Below are 25,386 nucleotides of genomic sequence, written 5' to 3' on the forward strand. Positions count from 1 at the left end.
CTGGAACAGGGTTGTACTCCAAACACCACAATCGATGATGTGCTGTTCCAGTAGATGAATACACGCGTTGTACGCAGTCGTTTTTCACAGCGCCTGAACGAGGATTCCTTTCATGCCAGAAGTAACCCTGACCACCCTGCAAGGCCTCAAGGCCAAGGGCGAGAAAATAACCATGCTGACCTGCTATGACGCGACCTTTGCCAAGGTGGCGAGTCAGGCCGGCGTGGAAATATTGCTGGTGGGTGACTCCCTGGGCATGGTCCTGCAGGGCCATGACAGCACCTTGCCGGTGACCAACGCCGAAATGGCCTACCACACCGCCTGCGTCAAGCGCGGCAACCAGGGTGCGCTGATTCTGGCCGACCTGCCCTTCATGGCCTGCGCCACCACCGAGCAGGCCTTCGCCAATGCCGGCGCACTGATGCAGGCCGGCGCGCACATGGTCAAGGTCGAGGGCGCCGCCTGGCTGGCCGAGACCATTCGCCTGCTGGCCGAACGCGGCGTGCCGGTGTGTGCGCACATGGGCCTCACGCCGCAGACCGTGAACATCCTGGGCGGCTACAAGGTCCAGGGCCGCCAGGAGAACCAGGCACGGCAGATGCGCGCCGACGCCATCGCCCTGGAGCAGGCCGGCGCAGCCATGCTGCTGCTCGAATGTGTGCCCAGCGAGCTGGCGGCGGAAATCACCCAGGCCGTGACCATTCCGGTCATCGGCATCGGTGCCGGCAGCGCCACCGATGGCCAGGTACTGGTGATGCACGACATGCTCGGCCTGTCGCTCAGCGGCCGCGTGCCCAAGTTCGTGAAGAACTTCATGCTCGGCCAGCCCGACATTGCCGGTGCTTTCGGTGCCTACGTGCAAGCCGTCAAGGGCGTGACCTTCCCCGGCACCGAACATGGGTTCAGCGCATGAATACCGTCAAGACCATCCTTGAACTGCGCGCTGCGGTCGCCCGCGCACGCAGCGAGGGCAAGCGCATCGGCTTCGTGCCCACCATGGGCAACCTGCACAGCGGGCATGCCGCGCTGGTGACCAAGGCCGCGCAGCGGGCCGATTTCGTGGTGGCGAGCATCTTCGTCAACCCGCTGCAGTTCGGCGCCAACGAAGACCTCGACAAGTACCCGCGCACCCTCGCCGCCGACCAGGAAAAACTCCTGCAGGCCGGCTGCCACCTGCTGTTCACCCCCAACGTCGAAGAAATGTACCCCGACGGCATGGCGGCCCAGACCCTGGTCAGCGTGCCGCACCTGTCCGAAGGGCTGTGTGGCGCCAGCCGTCCCGGGCACTTCGAGGGTGTTGCCACGGTGGTCAGCAAGCTGTTCAACATGGTCCAGCCCGACCTGGCCGTGTTCGGCCAGAAGGACTTCCAGCAACTGGCGGTGATCCGCGCGCTGGTGCGCGACCTCAACCTGCCCATCCAGATCATCGGCGAGCCGACCGTGCGCGCCGAGGACGGCCTGGCCCTGTCGTCGCGCAACGGTTACCTGACCGACGCACAACGTGCCACTGCGCCCACGATCTACCGCACCCTGAGCCGGATCGCCCAGGCAATCGGCCAGGGCCGCCGTGACTTCGAGGTGCTGATCGCCGAAGGTCGGCAACAACTGGTGGAGGCCGGCTTCAAGCCCGACTACCTGGAAATCCGTCAGGCGCTGAACCTGCGCCCGGCAGGGGCGAACGACCGCGACCTGGTGATTCTGGTGGCAGCGGTACTGGGCGCCACGCGCCTGATCGACAACCTGCACCTGAACCTCGACGAACAGTGACAACGCACCCGGCCGGGCTGCCGGGCAATTAACCTGCCACACTGGAAACGGGCCCGTCTTTCCAGTGTCAAAGGCAGTTCACGTACCAAGGAAACCTGCAGCGATGGCGTACTACCGCACCCCCCACGATGTCACTACGCTGCCCGCCTGGCAGGCGCTCCAGCAACACCGCAGCGCCATGCAGGGCTTCAGCATGCGCGAAGCGTTCAACGCCAACCCGCAGCGCTTCGAGCAGTTCAGCCTGAGCAGCTGCGGGCTGTTTCTGGACTATTCGAAGAACCTCATCGACCGCCAGACCCGCGACCTGCTGGTGGGGCTGGCCAACGAAGTGGGCCTGCAGGACGCGATCAAGTCGCTGTTCGCCGGCGAAATCGTCAACGCCTCCGAAGGCCGCCCGGCCCTGCATACCGCGCTGCGGCGCCCGGTGGGCGACAAACTGAGCGTCAATGGCGTGAACATCATGCCCGACGTGCACAAGGTGCTGAATCAGGTCACCGAGCTGGTGGGGCGCATCCACGACGGCCTGTGGCGCGGCTACAGCGAAAAGCCGATCACCGACGTGGTCAACATCGGCATCGGCGGCTCGTTCCTCGGCCCGGAGCTGGTCTCCGAGGCCCTGCTGCCCTACGCCCAGCGCGGCGTGCGCTGCCACTACCTGGCCAATATCGACGGCAGCGAATTCCACGAGCTGTCGGCCAAGCTGCGTGCCGAGACCACGCTGTTCATCGTGTCGTCCAAATCCTTCAATACCCTGGAAACCCTGAAGAACGCCCAGGCGGCTCGGGTCTGGTACCTGGCCCAGGGTGGTTCGGAAGCCGAGCTGTACAAGCACTTCATCGCCGTATCGAGCAACAAGGCCGCTGCGGTGGCCTTCGGTATCCGTGAAGAGAACATCTTCCCGATGTGGGACTGGGTAGGCGGACGCTATTCGCTGTGGTCGGCCATCGGCCTGCCGATCGCCCTGGCCATCGGCACCGCCAACTTCAAGGAGCTGCTGTCGGGTGCCTACACCATGGACCAGCACTTCCAGACCGCACCGTTCGAGCAGAACATGCCGGTGCTGCTGGCCTTGCTGGGCGTGTGGTATGGCAACTTCTGGGGCGCCCAGAGCCACGCGATCCTGCCGTACGACCATTACCTGCGCAACATCACCAAGCACCTGCAGCAACTGGACATGGAGTCCAACGGCAAGAGCGTGCGCCAGGACGGCACTCCGGTCGACCACGACACCGGGCCGGTGATCTGGGGCGGCGTGGGCTGCAACGGCCAGCATGCCTATCACCAGTTGCTGCACCAGGGCACCCAGCTGATCCCGGCCGACTTCATCGTGCCGGTGGTGAGCTTCAACCCGGTGGCCGACCACCACCAGTGGCTGTACGCCAACTGCCTGTCCCAGAGCCAGGCGTTGATGCTCGGCAAGACCCGCGCCGAGGCCGAGGCCGAGCTGCGCGACAAGGGCATGGCCGAAGCCGAGGTACAGCGCCTGGCGCCGCACAAGGTGATCCCGGGCAACCGTCCGAGCAACACCTTGGTGGTGGAGCGCATCAGCCCGCGGCGCCTGGGCGCGCTGGTGGCGATGTACGAGCACAAGGTGTTCGTGCAGAGCGTGGTGTGGGGCATCAATGCCTTCGACCAGTGGGGAGTGGAGCTTGGCAAGGAACTGGGCAAGGGCGTGTACCAGCGCCTGACCGGCGGTATCGAAGAGCCGGCCGAAGATGCCTCGACCCAGGGCCTGATCAACTACTTCCGCGGGCGTCACCGGGGCTAAGGGCTACACTGTCGGGATGTTGTTATCCCCATCGCGGGCCAAGCCCGCTCCCACAGGTACGATGCACACCGCGTGGGAGCGGGCTTGGCCCGCGATGGGAGCGACACCTATCCAACAGGAAAGGGCCCCCCAATGTTCGATATCAGCGACTACCCCGAAGCCGATGCCGTCAGCAAGGCGGCACAACTCTCCCAGGCCGACTACCAGCGCCTGTATCGCCAGTCCGTAGACGATCCCGACACCTTCTGGGCCGAACAAGCCAGGCGCCTGGACTGGATCAGCCCCTGGTCGGCTGTTCAGCAGAGCGATCTGCGCACGGGCCAGGCAACCTGGTTCAAGGATGCCAAGCTCAACGTCAGCTACAACTGCCTGGACCGCTACGTGGCTCAGCGCGGCGACCAGCCGGCGATCATCTGGGAAGGCGACGACCCGCAGCAGTCCACCACCCTCACCTACCGCCAGGTTCATCAGCAGGTGTGCCGCCTGGCCAACGTGCTCAAGCAGCGCGGGGTGAAAAAGGGCGACCGGGTGTGCATCTACATGCCGATGATTCCCGAAGCTGCCTTCGCCATGCTGGCCTGTACCCGCATCGGCGCGATTCACTCGGTGGTGTTCGGCGGCTTTTCCCCCGACGCCCTGCGCGATCGCATCCTCGACGCCGACTGCCGCACGGTGATTACCGCCGACGAAGGCGTGCGCGGCGCCAGGAGCATTGGCCTGAAGAACAACGTCGACAAGGCCCTGCAAAGCTGCCCGGACGTCAGCAGCGTGGTGGTGGTACGCCGCACCGGCGGCCCGGTGGACTGGAACGAAGGCCGCGACCTCTGGTATCACGAGGCAATCAGCCAGGTGGGCGACGACTGCCCGCCCGAGCCGATGGATGCGGAAGACCCGCTGTTCATCCTCTACACCTCCGGCAGCACCGGCAAGCCCAAGGGCGTGCTGCACACCACCGCCGGCTACCTGCTGCAGGCCGCCCTGACCTTCAAGGTGGTGTTCGACTACCGCGACGGCGAGGTGTTCTGGTGCACCGCCGATGTCGGCTGGGTAACCGGCCACAGCTACATCGTCTACGGCCCGCTCGCCAACGGCGCCACCACCCTGATGTTCGAAGGCGTGCCCAACTACCCCGATGCCTCGCGCTTCTGGCAGGTGGTCGACAAGCACCAGGTGAACATCTTCTATACCGCCCCCACCGCTCTGCGGGCACTGATGCGCGAAGGTTCGGCGCCGCTCGACGGTACCTCGCGCAAGAGCCTGCGCCTGCTGGGCAGCGTGGGCGAGCCGATCAACCCGGAAGCCTGGGAATGGTACTTCGAGAAGGTCGGTGAGAAGCGCTGCCCGATCGTCGACACCTGGTGGCAGACCGAGACCGGCGGCATCATGCTCAGCCCGCTGGTCAGCGCCCGCCACATCAAGCCCGGTTGCGCCACCCGTCCGCTGTTCGGCGTGCAGCCAGTGCTGCTGGACGACAAGGGCGCGCTGATCGAGGGCCCCGGCAGTGGGCTGCTGGCGATCAAGGCCAGTTGGCCGGGGCAGATCCGCAGCGTATACGGCGATCATCAGCGCATGATCGACACCTACTTCAAACCCCTGCCGGGTTACTACTTCACCGGCGACGGCGCGCGCCGCGATGCCGATGGCGACCTGTGGATAACCGGGCGCATCGACGACGTGATCAACGTGTCCGGGCACCGCATCGGCACTGCCGAGGTGGAAAGTGCCCTGGTGCTGCACGACAGCATCGCCGAAGCCGCCGTGGTCGGGTACCCTCACGACCTGAAGGGCCAGGGCATCTATGCCTTCGTCACGCCCATGAACGGCGTGACCCCGGACGACCACCTCAAGCAGGCACTGCTGGCGCTGGTCAGCAAGGAGATCGGCAGCTTTGCCAAACCCGAGCTGATCCAGTGGGCGCCAGCACTGCCCAAGACCCGCTCGGGCAAGATCATGCGCCGCATCCTGCGCAAGATCGCCTGCAACGAGCTGGACAACCTGGGCGACACCTCGACCCTGGCCGACCCGAGCGTGGTCCAAGGCCTGATCGACAAACGCCTGAACCAATGAACGGTACCGCGGCGACGGTGCCTCAAGGTATCCATGGAAGCGCTACGCCGCCGTATCGAAACACAGTTGCTGAGCCTCACGGGCCTGGCCCTGGGCCAACTCGACCTCGAACAGCCCAAGGGCGACCCCGGGCTGTTCGGTCCGCGCAGCATCAGCTGGCAGGTGCACGGGGATTTCCCCAGCATGCTCATCGGCGGTATCAGCGCCTTGCTGCTGCAGGTGCTGCACCCGCTGGCCCTGGCCGGGGTGTGGGACCACTCCAGCTTTCGCCAGGACATCATCGGCCGCCTGCGCCGCACCAGCCAGTTCATCTCCGGCACCACCTTCGGCTCCACCCGCGACGCCGAATGGCTGATCGACAAGGTACGCACCATTCACCTGCAGGTGGTGGGGACCGCGGCCGATGGCCGCCCGTATGCCGCCAGTGACCCGGACCTGCTGACCTGGGTGCACGTGGCCGAAGTCAGCAGCTTCATGGCCGCGCACCTGCGCTACCGCAACCCGCACCTCTCGCTGGCCGACCAGGACGCCTACTACGCCGAGATCGCCCTGGTGGCCGAACGCCTGGGGGCTCGCAACGTGCCTCGTTCGCGCCAGGCGGTGGCGCACTACCTGCAAGCCATGCGTCCGCAACTGGTATGCGACGAGCGCAGCCGCGAAGTGGTGCGTGTGTTGCTGGAGGCCCCGGCGCCGAGCCGCCTGGCCAAACCGGTGGCCAACCTGATGATGCAGGCGGGGATCAACCTGCTGCCCGATTGGGCCGGCGAACTGCTCGAGCGCACGCCGCACCCGCTCAAGCGGCGGCTGGTAGGCCTGGGCATCGACAGCACGGCGCCGGTACTGCGCTGGGCCATGCGCGACAGTTCGCTGCACCGGGCCAGGCGGCGAGTGGGCTGCGCCTGAACAGGTGCAAGGCACCCGCCTGCTGTTAAACTGCACGCCCGCAAACCAAGGCTACGTGCATGTCCTCCTTGAATCAGGCGCTGCGCGCCGCCCTCGACGCCCGCCAGCAGCTTCTAAGTGAGCTGCACGCCCAGGGCACCGACTGTTACCGGCTGTTCCACGGCAGCCAGGAAGGCGCGGGCGGACTGACCGTCGACCGCTATGGCCCGCAGTTGCTGGTACAGAGCTTTCACCACACCCTCGAGCGCGATGCCCTGCTGGACCTGCATGGGCACATCGAGCGCGAACTGGGCCTGCCACTGCTGCTGGTGTACAACGACCGCTCCCAGGGCAACAGCCGCATCGACCGGCGCGACCCGGTCTACCAGCCCAGCGAGGCCGCGCTGGCCGACCTGGTCGGTCACGAGTGGGGCCTGAACTACCGCGTGCGCGGTCGCCATGCCGGCCAGGACCCGCTGTTGTTTCTGGACCTGCGCAATGCCCGTGGCTGGGTCAAGCAACACAGTGCCGGCAAACGCGTTCTCAACCTGTTCGCCTATACCTGCGGGGTAGGCCTGAGCGCTGCCGCCGGAGGTGCCAGCGCGGTGTGCAACCTGGATTTCGCCGAAGGCAACCTGGCCGTTGGCCGCGAGAACGGCGCACTCAACCCGCAACTGGCGCCCATGGAGTTCATCCAGTCCGACTACTTTCCGGCCATTCGCCAGCTGGCAGGCCTGCCGGTCAGCCAGCGTCGCGGGCACAAGCTGCCGGCCTACCCGCGCCTGGAGCCGCGCGAGTTCGACCTGGTACTGCTCGACCCGCCTGCCTGGGCCAAGAGCGCGTTCGGCACCGTCGACCTGCTGCGTGATTACCAGAGCCTGCTCAAGCCCGCCCTGCTGAGCACGGCCGAAGGCGGCGTGCTGATCTGCTGCAACAACCTGGCCAAGGTCGGCCTCGACGACTGGCGCGAGCAGGTGCTGCGTTGCGCACAGAAGATCGGCCGCCCGGTGCGGGAATGGCAGGTGCTCAAGCCGGCAGACGACTTCCCGTCACTGGACGGACAGCCGCCCCTGAAGTGCTTGATCCTGCAGCTGTAAGTGGAAAAAACCGCAGGTAGTCCGGTATTTCGGACTACCTTCGGAACCGAATTAACGTGCCATACTCCAAGCACTCCCGCTCTAGACAGACGACGCCGCACATGCCCAAAGGATTGAAACGCGCCCTCGGCGCCTTGTTGGCCGGCCTGGCCCTGTACAGCCTCCTCGGTTTCCTGATCCTGCCTGGCGTAGCCTTGCGCATCGCCAATCAGCAGTTGGCCAGTTACGCCACCGTGCCGGCGCACATCCAGCGTATCGAGCTCAATCCGTTCAGCCTCGAGCTGACGCTATGGGGCTTGCAGATCGGCGAGACCGGCAAGGAGCAGGTCGGCTTCGAACGCCTCTACGCCAACCTGCAGCTCGACAGCCTGTGGTCCGGTGCCCTGCACCTGGCAGCCGTCGAGCTGGACAAGCCGCGCACCGAGCTGCTGTTCGCCAAGGACGGCAGCCTGAACCTGACCCAGCTGTTCAAGCTGCCGCCCAGCGAGCCCAAGCCCGAGACGCCGGCAAGCGAACCGTTCCCGCTGCGCATCGGCAGCATCAAGCTGAGCGAGGGCTACCTGCACTTCCAGGACATGCGCCCGAGCGAGCCGATCGAGTTCCTCTACGACTCGATGAACCTGGAGCTGAAGAACCTCAGCACCCTGCCCGACGACAATGCCGACATGACCCTGGTGGCCGCCGGGCCAGAGGGCGGGCGCATCGACTGGACCGGCACCATCAGCCTGGTACCGATCGCCTCCGAAGGCACCCTCAAGGTCACCGACGGCAAGATGAAGGTGTGGTGGCCGTACGTGCGCGACGCCCTGCCGCTGGTGCTTGAAGACGGCGTGCTCAACCTGGACACCCATTACAAGCTCAACCTGTCGAAGGAAACCGAGCTGCTGCTGGACAACGCCTCGCTCAGCATCGCCCCCTTCGCGATCAAGGCCCCGGACGGTCGCCCGTTGGCCCGCCTGGCCCGACTGGACGTGAGTGAAACCACGGTCGACCTGGCCAAACAGCTGGTCACGGTCGGCAAGATCCGCAGTGAAAAGCTGGAAACCTGGGCTGCCCTGGAAGCCGACGGCCAGCTCGACTGGCAAAAACTCTTCGCCAGCCAGCCTGCCAAGGCCACCCCCAAGGAAAAGGCCGAGCCGGCCACTGCCGGGGCCGCGCCGCAGGAAGCCAGCGCCAAGGCCGCGCCCGGCAAGCCGTGGCAGGTGCTGCTGCGCGACGTGCAACTGCGCAACTACCAGGTTCATCTGGCCGATCGCTCGCAGAAAGAAGCGGTGGCGCTGGATGTCGGCCCGCTCAACCTCGACCTGCAGAACTTCGACAGCCTCAACAAGAGCCCCTTCACCCTCAAGCTCGACAGCGGCGTCGGCCGCCAGGGCAAGCTGCAGGCATCGGGTGAGGTCAACCTGGCACCGGTCAGCGCCCGGCTCAAGGTCAGCACACAGGACATCGACCTGCGGGTAGCCCAGGCCTACATCAGCCCGTTCATTCGCCTGGAGCTGCGCAGCGGCATGCTCGGCAGCGACCTGAACGTGGACCTGAAGAACACCGCCCCGCTGGCGTTCAGCGTCACCGGCAAGGCGCAGGTCAATCAGTTGCATACCCTGGACACCATCAAGGGCCGTGACTTCGTCAAATGGCAGCAACTGAACGTGGACGGCCTGGACTATCGCCACGGCGATGCGCTGAGCATTGCCAAGGTGACCCTGCAGCAGCCCTATGCCCGCTTCATGATCAACGAAGACCGCACCACCAGCGTGGATGACCTGCTGATTCCGCAGCCGGCCAACGGCGCCGCCAAGCCCCAGGGCAAGCGCACGGCCAGCAATGAAAAGCCCCTGGGTATCCGTATCGGTGGCATCGACATCAACGATGGCTCGGCCAACTTCGCCGACTTCAGCCTGACGCCCAACTTCGCCACCGCCATCCAGCAGCTCAACGGCCAGATCGGCACCATCGACAACCGCCAGCCACACCCGGCCAAGGTCGATATCAAGGGCAAGGTGGACCGTTATGCGCCCGTCACCATCAAGGGCGCGCTCAACCCGTTCGACCCGATGGCCAGCCTGGACATCGCCACCAGCTTCAAGCGTGTCGAGCTGACGACCCTGACGCCGTACTCGGGCAAGTTCGCCGGCTACCGGATTCGCAAGGGCCGCCTGAACCTGGACCTGCATTACCTGATCACCAAGGGCCAGCTCAAGGCCGAGAACAAGGTGGTGGTCGAGCAGTTGCAACTGGGTGAGAAGGTCGACAGCCCCGACGCCGTCAACCTGCCGATTCGCCTGGCGATCGCGCTGCTCAAGGACACCGAGGGCAAGATCTCCATCGAGCTGCCGGTGTCGGGCGACCTCAACAACCCGCAGTTCAGCGTAATGCCGATCGTGTGGCAGACCCTGCGCAACCTGGTGCTGCGCGCCGCCCAGGCGCCGTTCAAGTTCATCGGCGGGCTGGTCAGTGGTGGCGGTTCCGAAGACCTGGGCACCGTGTCCTTCGCCCCCGGCTCAAGCGAGCTGAGCAGCGATGCCCAGGGCTCGCTGGACAAGCTGGCGGCAGCACTCAAGGAACGCCCTGCCCTGCGCCTGGAAATCGAAGGCACCAGCGCCCAGAGCAGCGACGGGCCACTGATTGCCGCACAGCGTCTGGATCGTGAGTACCAGAGCACCTACTACAAGATCCTTCAGCGTCGCGGCGACAAGGTGCCGGCACAGGCCTCGCAACTGCAGGTGCCCGATGGCGACAAGCCGGCCATGCTCGAGGGCATCTACCGTACCCGTCTCAAGCAGCAGCCACCGGCCGAGTGGGAGCAGCTGGACCGTGCACAGCGTACTGCCAAGCTGCAGGAAGCGGTGATCAAGTCATGGGCCGAGAGCACCGTGCTGCTGCGTCAGCTCGGTCAGGCACGCGCCAGCAGCATCAAGGACTACCTGGTCGACAAGGGTCAGTTGCAAGACGACCGGGTGTACTTCATCGACGCCACGCTGGGCCAGGCCGAAGCGGATGGCCGGGTGATCTCGCCCCTGCACCTGGACGCCGAGTAGGGCTGGCGGGGAGCACTGGCGCCAGGCCAGTGTTCCAGCGCACAAAGAAAAGCCCCGGCTGACTGCGCCGGGGCTTTAGGGTTGACCACCTCCGTGTGGCCTTTCGCATGAACCGTCAGGATCAGCGAGCGAAACGCTTACTCAGCTTTCAGGCCATCAGCCGAAACGGCTTTCACGCCCTTGATTTTCTTGGCGATGTTCACCGCAGTGGTTTTCTGCGCTTCGGTGATCGCGGTGGTCGAGGACAGGGAAACCACACCTTTGTTGGTTTCGACCTTGATGTCGGTACCCGGGATGCCTTTCTCGGTGACCAGGTCGGCTTTGACCTTGGTGGTGATCCAGGTATCGGAAGTTTCTTCTTTGGCCTTGGTCATTTCACCAGCAGCCAGCATCATCGGTGCTTGCGATGCAGGTTGGGCTGCAAAGGCGGCGTTAGCCATGGTCAGGGTCAGCGCGGTGGCAGTAGCAGCAGCAATAGCGAACTTCTTCATACGAGACACTCCTGTTTTTCGAAAGGTCTGCGCCGTCATTCCTGGCAGCAGGTAACAGGGATATTGCAGAAGCTGTGCCAACCCGAATAAAAAATAAAACCTTTAAAAATCAACAGGTTAAAAATCACCAAAAAATAGCCCATCGTGCACATTGCATGCTTTGCGATGGATGCGCGTGCAAGTTGCATGTTCACAAAATACCGCCGCACCCATGCCCGGGAATCCAACGGGCGTTGCAATATGTACCACTGCCTGCAACAGGGCACCCTCTAACGTGGCAGGCGTCGTGAGCCGGATGAACCGGGTCCCCCGCTGCAGGAAACGCCATGATCGTGATGCCCTACTTTGAGCCCGGCACCTTGAGCGCAGGCTTCATCACCGCGCTGGAGACCGCACAGCGCGACCTGAGCCTGAGCATCATCGAAGCGCGGTGGCTGCGTCGCCTGGCCGATCAAACGTCCCTGCCGGCGAGCATGCGGGTGGAGGTGACAGGCAACCTGCAGCCACTGTCTGCCAATTGCCTGGTCATTCATCAGCGCGACCCGCTGCTTGAGGCGACCTACCTGTACAGCCCATTGCATGGCGTACAGGGCTTCAACACGCTGCAACAGCTTGAAAGTGCCCTGCAGGCACAGCTGACTCACCTGGGCGTGCCGAGCGAACCGCTGCAGTTCGTGAACCTGAGCGATGCCGTGTTCACCCGGTGGTCACACCACCTGATGCAACAGCAAATCGATCTGCTGCGGGGGCAATCCAGCGGGCTGGCCAAACTGCCCACCCTGACCGGTGTTCTCGACAGTTGCTTGAGCACAGCCTTCTCGACGCTGCTGGAGGGCGTCGACGACATCGCGCAACAACGGGTCCAGGTCATTGCCAGTAACGCCAGCGTGGTGCGCACGCAGGCCCTGGCCGATGTTGCACTGGACGCGTTCAGCGGCCAGCCGCTGGGCATCGACCTGAAGCGCCGCTTCGTACGCGATGGCACCGCAACGCACGACACGCCCGACCCGCTCGCCTGCGAGCAGGCCCTTGCCAGCACTGCCAAGGCCGTTCCGGGGGCCTTTGCACAGGCCCTGCGAAGCTATTGGAGCAGTGTCGACAACGACGTGGGCAGCGATAACCGCGAAGCCCTGGCTCTTGGCCTTGCCGACAACTACTGTCGTACGCTGTTGCGAGCGGCCAATGAACAACGCATCGACACCCCTCAGCTGCAATGGCTGCGTGAAGCGCTGATCCCCGACCTGGGCGCCTTGCGGGTGTGTAGCCTGGCGTTGGTGCCAGCGGCTCAGGACATGGGTAGGACGGTGCTGCTGGCCGACAGCCTGGCCCTGCAGCAACCGACCGATACCAGCAAGGGGGTGTTCCTGTTCAGCACACGAACCGGGTTCCAATACTTCGCCGATCAGGCCGCCCTTGAACGGCATTGCCAGGCCCTGCTCACACAACCTGCTTGCCCCGCCTCGATCAGCCGCGATGACTGGGAGCAGTTGCAAGCCAGCGCGACGCCTGTGGTCAGGCTGGTCGAGGTCGGTCAACCGATGTTCCTCGCACTTGCTGATGCGCTGATCGCACTGGTCAACCGGCGTCTTGCCCACGCACTACGCTTCCCCGGTGCCCAGAGCAGCACGGCCATGGCCGGGGTCGAAGATGCACTGGACATGCGCGCGCTGGTGGACAGGCGCCTGACCCACCTGGGGGTCAACGGTCGATGGCTGCCCGATGCACAGCCAGCAGTCGCCATGAGGCTGCCCGTGCCACCCAGCCAGAGCGTTACGCTGGTGGAGCGCCTCACCCGTGCCAGGGCACTGCATCAGCTGTTTCAATCCCTGGCCACCGCCCAGCCGAAGGTGCAGTCCTGTGTTCTGGACATGCTTGCCCCCAGCCTCGACGCCATCAGCGACGGCCAGTTGCACCCCTTGGACATCCAGCTCAAATGGGCAGAAAAGACTGGCACGGTGGTCGACAGGTTTCTCGAACAGCTGGGCGAAACAGGCAACCAGCACGCGCCGCAGGATCAGGTGCAGGACCGGCAAGGCTTGCCACTGTCGTGGCCGTCGGCACCCGTGATCCGGCAACAGATCGACACCCTTAAAGCGGGCTTTGCCTCGACCTACCTTGAACAACTCGAGGCGTTCGACACGGGTCGGTTGCGCCTGAAGGACAGTGTGGTGTCCCCGCTCACGAGCATGCGCAGCTTGTACGAAGCGCTGCTGCGCATCGAACTGGAGCAAGCCCGCGAGAACGGCGTGATCGATGACGCGCTGCTCGACCTGCTGCAGCAAGCATTGGACCGGCCGGGGCACAGTGCCATTCGCCTGCACAGCCTGAGCTTGTCGGTACCCGGCAAGGCCGGGCTGCTGCCACTGGCCGATGCATTCGTGCTGCAGCGGGCAACGGCCGACAATGACAGCCTGTTGCTCTGGTCACCGCTGGAGCCACTGAGTCAATTCAGCAGCGAAGCAGCCTTGCGCTCTGAAATGACCGGCGCATTCGACGACCCGGAGAAGCTTCATCAGTGGCTGAGCCTGGTGAACGCCGAAGACCTGCGCAACTGGCACACCCTGGCGCAGCTTCCAGGTGCCAGTCAGCCCAGCGTACGCCTCATCGAACAAAGCGAGCTGTTCGCGTTTGTTGAACACAGTGCGGCACGCTTTCGTGCTGCAACCCGGCGTTACTACCTGGGCTATGCCCTGCGCAGCAGGCTCGGCACCTCATTGCTGCAACGCTTCATCGATAACCAGGCCGCCAGGCACCCGTTCGAAGGGGCCTTGCAGCGGGTACGCGACAGCCTCGAGGTTCAGTATTTGCGCACCCTTCTACCGGCATGGCTATGCAACGCGACACCGCAGCAAATGAAAAACTACGCGCAACTGGTGCAGGCCTGCGCCCGTGTCAGCAACCCCAAGTTCAACTACCTGTTCTCGATCCCAACGCTCAACGACTTCGCCAACCAGCAGCTCAAGGCAGGGCTCGCCCAGGATTACCCGAGCGCACCGGACGATCCCGACCTGATTACCGTCACCTTCACGCACTTCACCCCCAACCCGGTAATGCCCGGCCAGACGCCCTCGCCGATTTCCTCGGACCTGGCCACCACCACCAAGACACTGAGCGAGTACGCCCTGACCCACAGCCGGTTGACCGGCACAGCGACAAGCATGAAGGTCAGCGTCACGCGACCAGGCATGGCACCTGAAGCGCTGGAAGCAGCCACCATCCGCAACATGATCGACCGCCTCGACGTGGCCAGTGCATACCGTGCCCTGCTCGAGAAGAAGTTAACCCCGCAGGATCCCGACTACCTCGAACGCCGTCATCGCTACACGCTGGTATCCACCGCCTACCTGATGGAAGAGGGGTATCAGCATTTTCTGGACAACAAACTATCGGCCAAGGCGCTTTACTACTTTTCCCATGTGCTGGCCAAGCCGGATGCCCTCGCCCGCGACCTGGTCGAGGGCAGGAAGATCACCCTGTGCCAATTGCAGCTACGGGCCGAGCAAGGGTTCGCCCCCGATACCGTGAGGGGCATGTATGTGATCGGCCCGCAGGGCGAACAGGACGGGCCCCTGGTGTTGTACTGCGCCTACCGGCCACACAAGATGTTGCTCGAGTTCAAGGACCAGGGCGCACTGCGCAGTGCCATCCTCTCGGACCCAGAGCTGCAACGAGATATTCTGAACCGGCTTCCCGACACGGTGCAGTCGCGATACGACCACAACGGCTTTCTTCACCCCCATTTGTTCTGGTCCTCATCGGACCTGTTCGATTTCTCGCCCACCCCCGGTGCGGTTCAACTGGTGCGCAGCGAGATCGAAGGCAATGCCCTTGACTACCTGTTCACCGAGAACGTGGCATTCCTGCGGGCACTGACCAAGGCACGCACGGTAACTACCGCCGAGGAATACTGGAATGTGCTGCGCTATGTAATGGGCCTTGCCATCGAGCAGAGTTCGTTTTTCCTGCCTGGAAAGCTGGCAGCCATGCTCAGCTCGCTACAAAGTGTCCAGTGGTTGCAGGCATCCGGTAACGCCGCTTTGCAGCACAACTGGGGCGAATCGCTTGCGGAGTTCGTCACCGCCCTGAGTGGCCTGGTCATGATGCGCCCAGGTGGCTCGAGCATAAGCAGGAAGACACCTAACGAGCCTTCACCCGTCACGCCTGCACTGGAACTGGACCCTGCCTGGAACGAGGTACTGCTCAACCCCCTGGTACCCAACCGGCTGAGTGACCTGCAGGCGCAGAACGTGCAACTCAAGGACATGGTCCGCAACACCACCCTGGGGCTTTATTTCGCCCCGGGTACCGAGCGTTTCTATTGCGTGATCGCGGGCCACGTCTATGAAGTGGCCAAGCCAGCACAGCAGTGGCAGATCATCAAGCAGGGCCGACTCGGGCCCACGCTGCAAAGAACGGGAAATCAGTGGCAGGTTGATCTGCAGGAAGGCTTGCGTGGCGGCGGTGCGGCCTACAGCAGTTTCGAAACGGCCCTGGCCGACGAAGACATATCCCTGCGCTACACCACGCTGGCTTCGGGGATGAAGAACATTGCCGCGCTCCAGCCGACCAAGTACCAGATGCTACTGCGTGCCCATGCCTTGAGCCGCCACTATCTGGACACCTGCCTGAAGAACCTCAACCTGTCTTCGCCCCAGGCGCCCCTGCCGCCCGAAACACTGAGCATCTTGCAAAACGTGTTCGACCACCCTCCCTCAGACCAGACAGTACGCCTGCTGCGTGACTATACCCAGCGGATACTGGACGAGCTGTTGTCGGCCTCGATGGACACGGTCACCTCCAAACGCCTCGTGGTGGGCATGAACATGCCCGATCAGCGCGATACCTACGGTTTCACCTACCACAACGACCCCGGCAAGCGGATCTTTCTCACCGAGCGCGTGTTCACCCTGCCATGGGACGTTTCGATTTACGCAACGCCACCGGCCATCGAGCTGCTCGCCCACCAGCAAGCAACGACGCTGATACACGAGCTGTCACACCAGGTACTTCGAACCGTGGATATCGCCTACGTGGAAGCCGCGGCCCCCTTCCCGGACCAGATCAGCCAGCACACGCGGGGCGGGCGTATCGCCTATCAGACGATCCTTGGCTACAAACAGAACGGGCTCTCGATCAACACCCCCGCCCAGGCGCTGTTCAGAACCTTCGACACCTCGAGCCAGACCTGGAGAGATATCAGGAAAAAGGATGGACGAGCCCTGCCCGCGATCTTTCGGCTAAGCAAGACAAACACCCTGGCAGCTGCACGCACTGCGTTCTACAGCGATCCGCAGGTACGCACCGACTTGATCCTGGCCAACGCCGACTCGCTGAGCCTGATCATCACCAACCTGGGGCGCAGGCGCTTTGCCGGCGCTGCCGGCTGAAAGCAAAAAAAATGCCCCGTATCCTGCGATACGGGGCATTGGCACTTCCGGGCAGTTACCTGCCCTGCTGCATCATCAGACGCCCGACGCCTTGGCGGCGGCAACGTCCTTGATCGACAGCTTGATACGGCCGCGGTTGTCCACGTCCAGTACCAGTACTTCGACTTCCTGGCCTTCTTTCAGGATGTCGGTCACTTTCTCGACGCGAGCATCGCTCAGCATGGAGATGTGAACCAGACCGTCCTTGCCCGGCAGGATGTTGACGAATGCACCGAAGTCGACGATGCGCTCGACCTTGCCGACGTAGATCTTGCCGATCTCGGCTTCGGCAGTGATGCTCAGAACGCGCTGGCGCGCAGCTTCTGCAGCATCCTTGGTTTCGCCGAAGATCTTGATCGAACCGTCGTCTTCGATATCGATCGACGCCTTGGTTTCTTCGCAGATGGCACGGATGGTTGCGCCGCCCTTGCCGATGACGTCGCGAATCTTGTCGGTGTCGATCTTCATCGCGATCATGGTCGGTGCGTTTTCCGACAGCTCGGTACGCGACTGGCCAATGATCTGGTTCATCTGGCCGAGGATGTTCAGGCGCGCTTCCAGGGCCTGGCCCAGGGCGATTTCCATGATCTCTTCGGTGATGCCGTTGATCTTGATGTCCATCTGCAGCGCGGTCACACCCTTGGCGGTACCGGCTACCTTGAAGTCCATGTCGCCCAGGTGGTCTTCATCACCCAGGATGTCGGTCAGGATGGCGAACTTCTCGCCCTCTTTGACCAGACCCATGGCGATACCGGCTACCGGCGCCTTCATCGGTACACCAGCGTCCATCAGGGCCAGGGAAGCGCCACAGACCGAAGCCATCGAGCTCGAACCGTTGGATTCGGTGATCTCCGACACCACGCGGATGGTGTACGGGAACACGTCGGCGGCCGGCAGCATGGCCTGGACCGAACGACGGGCCAGACGGCCGTGACCGATTTCGCGACGACCAGCACCGCCCATGCGGCCACACTCGCCCACCGAGAACGGCGGGAAGTTGTAGTGCAGCATGAAGGGGTCTTTGCGCTCGCCTTCCAGGGTGTCCAGCAGCTGTGCGTCACGTGCAGTACCCAGGGTCGCAACGACCAGGGCCTGGGTTTCGCCACGGGTGAACAGGGCCGAACCGTGGGTTTTCGGCAGCACGCCGACTTCGATGTTCAGCGGGCGCACGGTCTTGGTGTCGCGACCATCGATACGTGGCTTGCCGTTGACGATGTTTTCGCGAACGGTGCGGTATTCGATTTCACCGAAGATCTCTTTGACTTCAGCGGCAGTCGGCTGGCCTTCTTCGCCGGAGAACTTGGCGATGACCTGCTCGCGCAGCTCGCCCAGGCGAGCGTAACGGTCGGCCTTGACGGTGATGGTGTAGGCATCGGACACCGCGGCACCGAATTCGCCACGAATGGCGCTCAGCAGCGGGGTATTCTCGGCCTTGGCAGTCCAGTCCCAGGTAGGCTTGGCGGCTTCGGCAGCCAGTTCCTTGACGGCCTGGATCACGGCCTGGAATTCATCGTGGGCGAACAGCACGGCGCCCAGCATCTGGTCTTCGGTCAGCTCCTTGGCTTCCGATTCGACCATCAGCACGGCGTCGGAGGTACCGGCAACGACCATGTCCAGGCTCGAGGCAGCCAGTTGCTCGTAGGTCGGGTTCAGCAGGTAGCCGGTGCTTTCGTGGAAAGCGACACGGGCGGCGCCGATAGGGCCTTCGAACGGAATGCCGGAGATGGCCAGCGCAGCCGAGGTACCGATCATGGCAGCGATGTCCGGATCGGTTTTCTTGCTGGTGGAAACGACGGTGCAGACAACCTGCACTTCGTTCATGAAGCCTTCAGGGAACAGCGGACGGATCGGACGGTCGATCAGACGCGAGGTCAGGGTCTCTTTCTCGGAAGGACGGCCTTCACGCTTGAAGAAACCACCAGGGATCTTGCCGGCGGCGTAGGTCTTTTCCTGATAGTGAACGGACAGGGGGAAGAAGCCTTTGCCTGGATCGGCCTGTTTGGCACCGACCACGGTCACCAGCACGGTGACATCGTTGTCGACGGTGACCAATACGGCGCCGGACGCTTGACGAGCAATACGGCCCGTCTCGAGGGTAACGGTCGATTGACCGAACTGGAATTTCTTGATTACCGGGTTCACGGTTTCCTACCTTCTTCAGTGGCTCTGGGGGAACTGGTTCTTGCGAATTCTTGGGCAGCACAGGGAATCGGCCCTGTTGGCAGTCCAGATAAAACTAGAGGTTGGGAGCCTGCCCTGCCCTTGCGGTAAACCGCGCGGGCGAGGCAGACAGCCAACCTCATAGATACGCGCGGCGTGCTCACCCGCGCGGGGGCCGAAGCCCTCGGCGGATGACAGCAGCACGCCGTGCACACCACTGACCAGGCCGCTATTAGCGACGCAGGCCCAGACGACCGATCAGGGCGCTGTAACGAGTGGTGTCTTTACCTTTCAGGTAGTCCAGCAGCTTGCGACGCTGGTTTACCATGCGGATCAGACCACGACGGGAGTGGTGGTCTTTACCGTTGGCCTTGAAGTGGCCTTGCAGCTTGTTGATGTTGGCGGTCAGCAGGGCAACCTGCACTTCCGGGCTACCGGTGTCACCGGCTGCTTGCTGGTATTCGCCAACGATCTTTGCTTTTTCTTCAACGCTGAGTGCCATCTGGCTTCTCCAATATCAAGGGAAACCGTACACACGGTTTCCAATAGGCCAGGGACAGATCCCTGTATTTAAAAGTGAGGCGTGACCGTGCCTATTGACAGCCATCCTCTTGCCCGCCAGTGCCGGGCCTGAACCCGACACTGAAGGTTTCGATCATTCCGACCGAATCAGTCGACGTGGCGCAATGCGCCCGTCTTCGCTCACTTCACCGATACCGATGAAACGACCGTTGTGATCCTGCACGCGGACCATGCCGAACTTCGGCGCATCCGGTGCACGCACCGGCTGACCATGCAGCCAGTAGAACGCGCTGTGCTCGGAGAAGTGCAGCAACGGCCAGTCCTGCAACCCGCTGTCCGATGGCATCAGGAAGCGGTCGACCGCTTCGTTGCCACCTTCGGCGTGCACCTGCTCGAGCTCTTCGAGGGTGACGGTCTGGGCCAGCTCGAAGGGGCCGGCATGCGTACGGCGCAGTTCTGCAACATAGGCGCCGCAGCCCAGCTGCTCACCGATGTCCTCTACCAGCGTACGGATGTAGGTGCCCTTGCTGCAGCCTACCGAGAGGCGTACCCGGGTGCCTTCGCACTCGAGCAGCTCCAAGCGGTTAATAGTAACAGAACGCGCTTCACGCTCCACTACTTCGCCTGCACGTGCCAGCTTGTACAGCGGCTGGCCATCGCGCTTGAGCGCCGAGTACATCGGCGGTATCTGGCTGATTGGACCACGAAACTGTGGCAGTACGGCTTCAACGTCGCTGCGACCAACGGTCACTTCGCGGGTTTGCAGAATTTCGCCTTCGGCGTCGCCCGTGTTGGTGGTCTGCCCCAGTTGCATCACCGTCTCGTAGCCCTTGTCGGACTCGAGCAGGTATTGCGAGAACTTGGTCGCCTCGCCGAAGCACAGCGGCAGCACGCCACTGGCCAGCGGGTCGAGGCTGCCGGTATGTCCGGCCTTCTCGGCGTTGAGCAGCCAGCGCACCTTCTGCAGGGCAGCATTGGAGGTGAACCCCAACGGCTTGTCGAGCAGGATGATGCCGCTGACGTTACGACGGATACGCTTGACCTGAGCCACCGCTTACTCCTTGGTGTCCAGGGGGGTATCGTCGGACTTGTGCTGGCTGTCCTCGGCGACCGCGCGCTCGATCAGTGCCGACAGATGGGCACCGCGGGTCACGCTCTCGTCGTAGTGGAAGTGCAGTTGCGGCACGCTGCGCAGCTTCATTTCCTTGCCCAGTTGCATGCGCAGGAAACCGGCGGCGCTGTTGAGCACCTTGAGGCTTTGCTTGATGTCTTCTGCGCTGTCCTCGCCCATCACGGTGATGAACACCTTGGCGTGGCCGACATCGCGGCTGACGTCGACGGCGGTGATGGTCACCAGGCCGACGCGCGGATCTTTGACTTCGCGACGGATCAGTTGCGCCAGTTCGCGCTGCATCTGATCGCCGATACGTTGGGTACGGCTGTATTCTTTTGCCATGTTTTGCTACCTGTAACTAAAGCGGCAAACGCCCGGCCAGGCTTGGGCCTGACCGGGCGTTGCGTTCAGAGCCGCCGACCTGCGCCTTGCGGCGGGCGATCTGCGGCTCCCAAGCTCGCGGCTTAGAGCGTGCGAGCCACTTGGACTTTCTCGAAGACTTCGATCTTGTCGCCGACCTTGACGTCGTTGTAGCTCTTGACGCCAATACCGCACTCCATGCCGGCACGCACTTCGGACGCATCGTCCTTGAAGCGACGCAGCGACTCCAGTTCGCCTTCGAAGATCACCACGTCGTCGCGCAGTACGCGAATCGGACGGTTGCGGTAAACCACACCCTCGGTGACCATGCAGCCGGCGATGGCGCCGAACTTCGGCGAACGGAACACGTCACGCACTTCGGCGATACCCAGGATGTTCTCGCGAACATCGCTGCCGAGCATGCCGGTCAGGGCTTTCTTGACGTCTTCAATGATGTCGTAGATCACGTTGTAGTAACGCATATCCAGACCTTCCTGCTCGACGATCTTGCGCGCGCCGGCATCGGCACGCACGTTGAAGCCGAACAGTACTGCATTGGAAGCCAGGGCCAGGTTGGCGTCGCTCTCGGTGATACCACCGACACCGCCGCCGATCACGCGAACCTGTACTTCGTCGTTGCCAAGACCGCTGAGGGAGCCCTGCAGGGCCTCCAGAGAACCACGCACATCGGACTTGAGTACGATGTTGAGGGTCTTCTTCTCTTCCTGGCCCATGTTCTCGAAGATGTTCTCGAGCTTGCCAGCGTGGGCACGTGCCAGTTTGACTTCGCGGAACTTGCCTTGACGGAACAGAGCCACTTCACGGGCTTTCTTCTCGTCGGCAACCACGCTCAGTTCGTCACCGGCATCCGGGGTGCCATCCAGGCCGAGAATCTCGACCGGGATCGACGGGCCGGCTTCCTTAACAGGCTTGCCGTTCTCGTCGAGCATGGCCCGTACACGGCCGTAGTTCGAACCGCACAGCACCATGTCGCCCTGACGCAGGGTACCGTCCTGAACCAGCACGGTAGCCACCGGGCCACGGCCCTTGTCCAGGCGCGACTCGACCACGACACCACGGCCAGGGGCCGATGGGGTGGCCTTGAGCTCGAGGATCTCGGCTTGCAGCAGAACGGCTTCGAGCAGTTCGTCGACGCCGGTACCCATCTTGGCCGAAACCTTGACGAATGGCGTGTCGCCACCCCAGTCCTCGGAGGTCACGCCTTCGACGGCCAGTTCGTTGCGGATGCGGTCCAGGTCTGCACCTGGCTTGTCGATCTTGTTCACTGCAACGACCAGTGGAACACCTGCCGCCTTGGCGTGCTGTACCGCTTCACGGGTTTGCGGCATCACGCCGTCGTCCGCCGCGACCACCAGGATCACGATGTCGGTCGCCTTGGCACCACGGGCACGCATTGCGGTAAACGCGGCGTGACCCGGGGTGTCGAGGAAGGTGACCATGCCACGGTCGGTTTCCACGTGGTACGCACCGATGTGCTGGGTGATACCACCGGCTTCGCCGGCAGCTACCTTGGCACGACGGATGTAGTCGAGCAGGGAAGTCTTACCGTGGTCAACGTGGCCCATTACGGTCACGACCGGCGCACGGGAGAACGACTCGCCTTCGAACTTCAGGGACTCGGCCAGGGAATCTTCCAGCGCGTTGTCGCTGACCAGCGTGACCTTGTGGCCCAGCTCTTCGGCGATCAGCTGAGCAGTTTCCTGATCGAGCACCTGGTTGATGGTGACCGGAGTACCCATCTTGAACATGAACTTGACGACTTCAGCGGCCTTGACCGACATCTGCTGTGCCAGCTCGGAAACGGTGATGGTCTCGCCAATGGCCACGTCGCGGATAACCGGACCGGTCGGGCTCTGGAAGCCGTGGGCATTGCGCTTCTTCATCTTGCCCTTGCCACGGCCACCACGGCGGAAGCTGTCGCTTTCCTCTTCGGTGGTACGTGGGGCGGCACGTGGAGCTGGCGCCTTTTCCTTTTCCTTGACCTTGACCGATACGCGCGGGGCCTCGTTGCGGCGCTCGCCACCACGGCGGTCGTCGTCACGCGACTTGTCGTTGCGACGGGCGTCTTCGGCTTTCTTGCGCTCGACACCCGGGGCCGGAGCTGCAACCGGTTCGGCAGCTGCAGGCGCAGCTGTCACGGCCGGTGCTGCAGCGGCTGGCGCAGGGGCGCTGGCCGGCTGACGGCTGGCGGATTCTTCGGCACGTTTACGCGCTTCAGCTTCAGACTTTTCGCGTGCTGCGTTTTCAGCGGCACGACGTTCTTCCAGCTCGCGATTCTGCTCAGCCTGGATTTCTTCGGGGCTGCGCTGTACGAAAACTTTCTTCTTGCGTACTTCTACGCTGATGCTCTTGCTACCAGCAACACGCAGGGTGCTGGTGGTCTTGCGCTGCAAGGTAATCTTGCGCGGCTCTTCCACCTTCGCCTTGTGGCTGCTTTTCAAGTGGGTCAGCAGAGCCTGCTTCTCACTGTCGGTCACTACCTGACCGGCGTCGGTGTGCGGCAGACCTGCCTCACGCATCTGCTGCAGCAGGCGCTCTACCGGTGCAGCGACCTCTTGGGCCAATTCTTTCACCGTGACTTGCGTCATGCACTTCTCTCCTCAGGCCAGCCTACTTACTCGAACCAGTGGGCTCGGGCGGCCATGATCAACTTGCCGGCACGTTCTTCGTCGATGCCGTCGATGTCGAGCAGGTCATCAATCGACTGCTCGGCCAGGTCTTCGCGGGTAACCACGCCGCGCACCGCCAGTTCCGCCGCCAGATCCTTGTCCATACCCTCAAGCGAGAGCAGGTCTTCGGCCGGATGGGCGTCTGCCAGTTTTTCCTCAGTAGCGATGGCTTTGGTCAACAGGCGGTCCTTGGCACGCGCGCGGAGTTCGTTGACGATCTCCTCGTCGAAGCCATCGATGTTGAGCATTTCTTCCAGCGGTACGTAGGCAATTTCTTCCAGGCTGGTGAAACCTTCGTCAACGAGAACCTGCGCCAGCTCTTCGTCGACTTCCAGCTCTTCGATGAAGTTACGCAGAATGTCGCCGGTTTCAGCTTGTTGCTTGGCCTGGATGTCCGACTCGGTCATCACGTTCAGGGTCCAGCCGGTCAACTGGCTGGCCAGACGTACGTTCTGACCACCACGGCCAATGGCTTGCGCCAGGTTGTCCGCGGCTACAGCGATGTCCATCGCGTGGGCATCTTCATCAACGATGATCGCCGCGACTTCTGCCGGCGACATGGCGTTGATGACAAACTGGGCCGGGTTGTCGTCCCACAGGACGATATCCACTCGCTCGCCGCCCAACTCGCCAGACACTGCCTGTACGCGCGAACCGCGCATACCGATGCAGGCGCCTTGCGGGTCGATGCGCTTGTCCTTGGAGCGGACAGCGATCTTGGCGCGAGAACCCGGGTCACGGGAAGCCGCCATGACCTCGATAAGGCCCTCGGCGATTTCCGGCACTTCGATGCGGAACAGTTCGATCAGCATCTGGGGCGCGGTACGCGACAGGATCAGCTGCGGGCCGCGGTTTTCGGTGCGGATTTCCTTGAGCAGCGCACGTACACGCACACCGACACGGAAAGTCTCGCGGGAGATGATGTCTTCACGGGCCAGCAGCGCTTCGGCGTTGTTGCCCAGGTCGACGATCACGTTGTCACGGGTAACCTTCTTGACGGTACCCGAGATGATTTCGCCCAGACGCTCGCGATAGGCATCGACCACCTGTGCGCGCTCGGCTTCGCGGACCTTCTGCACGATGACCTGCTTGGCGGTCTGTGCAGCGATGCGGCCGAACTCGATGGACTCGATCTTCTCTTCGATGACGTCGCCAACCTTGGCTTCAGGATGGGTTTCCTGAATCTTGCTTGGCCAGGTTTCGATCGCAGGATCGTCAAGATCCTCTTCCTCGACCACCGTCCAGCGACGGAAGGTCTCGTAGTTACCGGTGTGGCGGTTGATCTCCACACGCAGGTCGACTTCATCTTCGAAGCGCTTCTTGGTAGCAGTGGCCAGGGCCACTTCCAATGCTTCGAAAATCACGTCTGCCGGTACACCCTTTTCATTGGATACCGACTCAACAACCAGCAGTACTTCTTTGCTCATCGTACGCCTCGCCTTTCGCAAGCCATTGGGTCCGCACGAACTATCGGACCCGGCATGTCTCAGTCAAAACTGGGAATAATGTTGGCCTTGTCGATCATGTCGATCGGCAGAAGGAATTCGTGGTCATCTACCTGCACCACGACATCCTGCTCTTCCACACCGCGCAGAAGGCCCTGAAAATTACGTCGACCTTCGAAAGGCGAGCGCAGTTTAATCTTCACCTGCTCACCGACATACTTTGCAAACTGTTCAAGTGTGAACAGCGGGCGTTCCATGCCAGGAGAGGAAACTTCAAGGGTGTATTCAACGGAAATGGGATCTTCGACATCCAGAATGCCGCTGATCTGACGGCTGACGATGGCGCAGTCATCCACCAGCACACCGCCTTCTTTGTCGATATAAACGCGCAACATTGAGTGGCGGCCTTGAGCCGAAAACTCGATACCCCAGCATTCATAGCCTAGGGCCACGACCACCGGGGCCAACAAGGCCTGCAACTCTTCTAGCTTGCTCGACACCTGAACCCCCTTGTGCATGCTATGCAAATAAAAAATGGGCGAAGCGCCCATCCCTGATA

At 62.8% G+C, this 25,386-nt stretch carries 16 protein-coding genes; 8 read left to right on the forward strand and 8 right to left on the reverse strand.

Annotation, left to right across the window (positions count from 1 at the left end):
• Window positions 1-112: 112 nt before the first annotated feature.
• The 7 genes from panB (at window position 113) to N0B28_RS22440 (ending at window position 10,619) form a co-directional block, all read left to right on the forward strand.
• Window positions 113-913 carry a 3-methyl-2-oxobutanoate hydroxymethyltransferase gene (gene panB / locus N0B28_RS22410; RefSeq protein WP_043863808.1) on the forward strand — a complete coding sequence of 267 codons (801 nt, stop codon included), beginning with the start codon at window positions 113-115 and terminating at the stop codon, window positions 911-913.
• The gene (gene panC, locus N0B28_RS22415) at window positions 910-1,767 is read left to right on the forward strand and encodes a pantoate--beta-alanine ligase (RefSeq protein WP_210014089.1); all 858 of its coding nucleotides are present in this window, start codon (window positions 910-912) and stop codon (window positions 1,765-1,767) included. Before panB ends, panC begins: the two co-directional genes overlap by 4 nt.
• A gap of 103 nt (window positions 1,768-1,870) precedes the next feature.
• Window positions 1,871-3,535 carry a glucose-6-phosphate isomerase gene (gene pgi / locus N0B28_RS22420; protein WP_078481326.1) on the forward strand — a complete coding sequence of 555 codons (1,665 nt, stop codon included), beginning with the start codon at window positions 1,871-1,873 and terminating at the stop codon, window positions 3,533-3,535.
• A gap of 132 nt (window positions 3,536-3,667) precedes the next feature.
• A complete protein-coding gene (acs, locus tag N0B28_RS22425; protein WP_275728864.1) occupies window positions 3,668-5,602 on the forward strand; it encodes an acetate--CoA ligase in 1,935 nt (644 codons plus the stop codon).
• 33 nt (window positions 5,603-5,635) lie between these two features.
• Complete coding sequence (locus N0B28_RS22430) at window positions 5,636-6,505, forward strand: oxygenase MpaB family protein (RefSeq protein WP_058540550.1); 870 nt, start codon at window positions 5,636-5,638, stop codon at window positions 6,503-6,505.
• Window positions 6,506-6,564: 59 nt separating this feature from the next.
• On the forward strand, window positions 6,565-7,581 hold the full coding sequence (locus N0B28_RS22435) for a class I SAM-dependent methyltransferase (RefSeq protein ID WP_043863813.1): 1,017 nt from the start codon (window positions 6,565-6,567) through the stop codon (window positions 7,579-7,581).
• A gap of 101 nt (window positions 7,582-7,682) precedes the next feature.
• The gene (locus N0B28_RS22440; protein WP_275728869.1) at window positions 7,683-10,619 is read left to right on the forward strand and encodes a DUF748 domain-containing protein; all 2,937 of its coding nucleotides are present in this window, start codon (window positions 7,683-7,685) and stop codon (window positions 10,617-10,619) included.
• A 137-nt stretch (window positions 10,620-10,756) separates the two neighbouring features.
• Here the strand turns inward: N0B28_RS22440 and N0B28_RS22445 are convergent, their stop codons facing one another.
• Window positions 10,757-11,110 (reverse strand): BON domain-containing protein, encoded by a 354-nt coding sequence (locus N0B28_RS22445; protein ID WP_043863815.1) that lies wholly within the window; start codon window positions 11,108-11,110, stop codon window positions 10,757-10,759.
• Window positions 11,111-11,436: 326 nt separating this feature from the next.
• On the opposite strand from N0B28_RS22445, the gene N0B28_RS22450 reads away from it, so the two are divergent.
• Window positions 11,437-16,497 (forward strand): hypothetical protein, encoded by a 5,061-nt coding sequence (locus N0B28_RS22450; protein WP_275728873.1) that lies wholly within the window; start codon window positions 11,437-11,439, stop codon window positions 16,495-16,497.
• A gap of 75 nt (window positions 16,498-16,572) precedes the next feature.
• Here N0B28_RS22450 and pnp read toward each other — a convergent pair whose 3' ends face one another.
• The 7 genes from pnp to rimP form a co-directional block, all read right to left on the reverse strand.
• Window positions 16,573-18,678 (reverse strand): polyribonucleotide nucleotidyltransferase, encoded by a 2,106-nt coding sequence (pnp, locus tag N0B28_RS22455; RefSeq protein ID WP_043863817.1) that lies wholly within the window; start codon window positions 18,676-18,678, stop codon window positions 16,573-16,575.
• A 250-nt stretch (window positions 18,679-18,928) separates the two neighbouring features.
• On the reverse strand, window positions 18,929-19,198 hold the full coding sequence (rpsO, locus tag N0B28_RS22460) for a 30S ribosomal protein S15 (protein ID WP_010222985.1): 270 nt from the start codon (window positions 19,196-19,198) through the stop codon (window positions 18,929-18,931).
• Window positions 19,199-19,351: 153 nt separating this feature from the next.
• Window positions 19,352-20,269, reverse strand: coding sequence for a tRNA pseudouridine(55) synthase TruB (gene truB, locus N0B28_RS22465; protein ID WP_043863818.1), 918 nt, complete (start codon window positions 20,267-20,269; stop codon window positions 19,352-19,354).
• A 3-nt stretch (window positions 20,270-20,272) separates the two neighbouring features.
• The gene (rbfA, locus tag N0B28_RS22470; protein WP_043863819.1) at window positions 20,273-20,674 is read right to left on the reverse strand and encodes a 30S ribosome-binding factor RbfA; all 402 of its coding nucleotides are present in this window, start codon (window positions 20,672-20,674) and stop codon (window positions 20,273-20,275) included.
• Between the two features lie 122 nt (window positions 20,675-20,796).
• Entirely contained in the window at window positions 20,797-23,301 is a 2,505-nt protein-coding gene (gene infB / locus N0B28_RS22475) for a translation initiation factor IF-2 (RefSeq protein WP_054916541.1), read from the reverse strand.
• Window positions 23,302-23,327: 26 nt separating this feature from the next.
• The gene (gene nusA, locus N0B28_RS22480; RefSeq protein ID WP_043863821.1) at window positions 23,328-24,809 is read right to left on the reverse strand and encodes a transcription termination factor NusA; all 1,482 of its coding nucleotides are present in this window, start codon (window positions 24,807-24,809) and stop codon (window positions 23,328-23,330) included.
• Window positions 24,810-24,868: 59 nt separating this feature from the next.
• Window positions 24,869-25,327 carry a ribosome maturation factor RimP gene (gene rimP / locus N0B28_RS22485; RefSeq protein WP_043863937.1) on the reverse strand — a complete coding sequence of 153 codons (459 nt, stop codon included), beginning with the start codon at window positions 25,325-25,327 and terminating at the stop codon, window positions 24,869-24,871.
• Between the last annotated feature and the right edge of the window lie 59 nt (window positions 25,328-25,386).

Origin of the sequence: Pseudomonas sp. SD17-1 (assembly GCF_029201585.1) — a bacterium.
In the GTDB taxonomy this organism is placed as follows: Bacteria; Pseudomonadota; Gammaproteobacteria; order Pseudomonadales; family Pseudomonadaceae; genus Aquipseudomonas; species Aquipseudomonas palmensis.

Excerpts from the sequence above, each read along its gene's own strand:
- panB (WP_043863808.1), top strand. The coding sequence starts at position 113 with ATGCCAGAAGTAACCCTGACCACCCTGCAAGGCCTCAAGGCCAAGGGC.
- panC (WP_210014089.1), top strand. The coding sequence starts at position 910 with ATGAATACCGTCAAGACCATCCTTGAACTGCGCGCTGCGGTCGCCCGC.
- pgi (WP_078481326.1), top strand. The coding sequence starts at position 1,871 with ATGGCGTACTACCGCACCCCCCACGATGTCACTACGCTGCCCGCCTGG.
- acs (WP_275728864.1), top strand. The coding sequence starts at position 3,668 with ATGTTCGATATCAGCGACTACCCCGAAGCCGATGCCGTCAGCAAGGCG.
- N0B28_RS22430 (WP_058540550.1), top strand. The coding sequence starts at position 5,636 with ATGGAAGCGCTACGCCGCCGTATCGAAACACAGTTGCTGAGCCTCACG.
- N0B28_RS22435 (WP_043863813.1), top strand. The coding sequence starts at position 6,565 with ATGTCCTCCTTGAATCAGGCGCTGCGCGCCGCCCTCGACGCCCGCCAG.
- N0B28_RS22440 (WP_275728869.1), top strand. The coding sequence starts at position 7,683 with ATGCCCAAAGGATTGAAACGCGCCCTCGGCGCCTTGTTGGCCGGCCTG.
- N0B28_RS22445 (WP_043863815.1), bottom strand. The coding sequence starts at position 11,110 with ATGAAGAAGTTCGCTATTGCTGCTGCTACTGCCACCGCGCTGACCCTG.
- N0B28_RS22450 (WP_275728873.1), top strand. The coding sequence starts at position 11,437 with ATGATCGTGATGCCCTACTTTGAGCCCGGCACCTTGAGCGCAGGCTTC.
- rpsO (WP_010222985.1), bottom strand. The coding sequence starts at position 19,198 with ATGGCACTCAGCGTTGAAGAAAAAGCAAAGATCGTTGGCGAATACCAG.
- rbfA (WP_043863819.1), bottom strand. The coding sequence starts at position 20,674 with ATGGCAAAAGAATACAGCCGTACCCAACGTATCGGCGATCAGATGCAG.
- infB (WP_054916541.1), bottom strand. The coding sequence starts at position 23,301 with ATGACGCAAGTCACGGTGAAAGAATTGGCCCAAGAGGTCGCTGCACCG.
- nusA (WP_043863821.1), bottom strand. The coding sequence starts at position 24,809 with ATGAGCAAAGAAGTACTGCTGGTTGTTGAGTCGGTATCCAATGAAAAG.